Genomic DNA, 1,952 nt, shown 5'->3' on the forward strand with positions numbered 1-1,952 from the left:
CATCGGCCCCTTCTTTGCAGACTTCGCCTGCCGCGAAAAATGGCTTGTCGTTGAGGTCGACGGCCACCGACACGCCGACAGCCCCTATGACCGTCGCCGCGACGATTTCATGCGCGCCCAAGGCTATTCGATCCTGCGTGTCTGGAACCATGATGTCCTGAAACAACGTACTTCCGTCTGTGAAACCATCCTTGCCGCGCTTGATGGAAGGCTCGCCGAAAACACGGCAGCATCCGACCTCCGCCTTGTTTTCACGCCCCACTCATTCGATTCAATCTCTTCAAAAACGGACCTATCTTCATGAAATCTCATGTAAAAGCGGTTGTCATCGGCGGTGGTGTCGTCGGCTGCTCGGTGCTCTATCACCTGGCCAAGGCCGGCTGGACCGACATCATGCTGATCGAGCGGTCCGAGCTGACCTCGGGCTCGTCCTGGCACGCGGCGGGCGGCTTTCATACGCTGAACGGCGATCCGAACGTCGCCAAGCTCCAGGCCTACACCGTCCAGCTCTACAAGGAGATCGAGGAGATTTCGGGCCAATCCTGCTCGCTGCACCTGACCGGCGGCGTGATGATGGCTGATACGCCCGAGCGCATGGATTTCCTGCGGCTGGCCCACGCCAAGGGTCGCTATCTCGGCATGGACACCGAGCTGATCACGCCGTCCGAGGCCAAGGCGATGTTCCCGCTGATGGACGAGACGAATTTCGTCGGCGCCATGTGGGATCCGGTCGAAGGCCATCTCGACCCTTCGGGCACCACGATCGCCTATTCCAAGGCGGCGAAAAAGCTCGGCGCCGAGATCGTGCTGCGCAACCGCGTCGTCGACCTGACGCAGCAGCCGGACGGCACCTGGAACGTCGTCACCGAACAGGGCACGGTTCACGCTGAACATGTCGTCAACTGCGGTGGCCTGTGGGCGCGCGAGATCGGCCGCATGGTCGGCGTCGAGCTGCCGGTGCTCGCCATGGAGCACATGTATCTCCTGACCGAGCCGATGCCGGAGGTCGAGGAATTCAACAAGTCGACCGGCCGCGAAATGATCGGCGTGCTCGACTTCAAGGGCGAAATCTACACCCGCCAGGAGCGCAACGGCATTCTGCTCGGAACCTACGAAAAGGCCTGCAAGCCGTGGTCGCCGGTCAACACGCCATGGGATTTCGGCCATGAACTGCTGCCGCCCGATCTCGACCGCATCGCGCCGTCGCTCGAAATCGGCTTCAAGCATTTCCCCGGCATCGAAAAGGCCGGCATCAAGCAGATCATCAACGGCCCCTTCACCTTCGCGCTCGACGGCAACCCGCTGGTCGGCCCGGTGCAGGGCCTGACCAATTTCTGGTGCGCCTGCGCCGTTATGGCCGGCTTCAGCCAGGGCGGCGGCGTCGGCCTCGCTCTCTCCAATTGGATGGTCCATGGCGATCCGGGCTTCGACGTCTGGGGCATGGATGTCGCCCGCTTCGGCGAGTGGGCCGGCCTGCGCTACACCAATGCCAAGGTTCGCGAAAACTATTCGCGCCGCTTCTCGATCCGCTTCCCCAACGAGGAACTGCCGGCCGCCCGCCCGGCCCAGACGACGCCGCTCTACGACACCATGCTCACCAACAACGCCGTCATGGGCGACTCGTGGGGCCTCGAAACCCCGCTCTGGTTCGCGCCTAAGGGCAAGGAGCCGAAGGACATCGTCTCCTTCCACCGCTCCAACGATTTTGGGCCGATCGGCGAGGAAGTGCGCGCCACCCGTGAAAGGGTCGGCGTCACCGAAATCGCCAACTTCGCCAAATACGAAGTGTCGGGGCCGGGTGCGGAAGAGTTCCTCAACCGGCTGATGACCAACCGCATGCCGAAGACCGGCCGCATCGTGCTGACGCCGATGATCAACGAATTCGGCAAGCTGATCGGCGACTTCACCATCGCCAAGGCCGGTGAAGACCGCTTCATGATCTGGGGGTCGTC

Annotated in this window: 2 protein-coding genes; both read left to right on the top strand. The window is 62.6% G+C overall.

Translation table 11 applies throughout. The features are described 5' to 3' along the window. Positions 1-304: DUF559 domain-containing protein (locus EOA36_RS38330; RefSeq protein ID WP_245464396.1), on the top strand; the 304-nt coding region annotated here is incomplete at its 5' end. Next, on the top strand, positions 301-1,952 hold a 1,652-nt coding region (locus EOA36_RS17740), incomplete at its 3' end, for an FAD-dependent oxidoreductase (protein WP_145969204.1). The genes EOA36_RS38330 and EOA36_RS17740, both read left to right, overlap by 4 nt.

The sequence above is a fragment of the Mesorhizobium sp. M8A.F.Ca.ET.021.01.1.1 genome, from assembly GCF_003998025.1.
Taxonomy (GTDB): Bacteria; Pseudomonadota; Alphaproteobacteria; order Rhizobiales; family Rhizobiaceae; genus Mesorhizobium.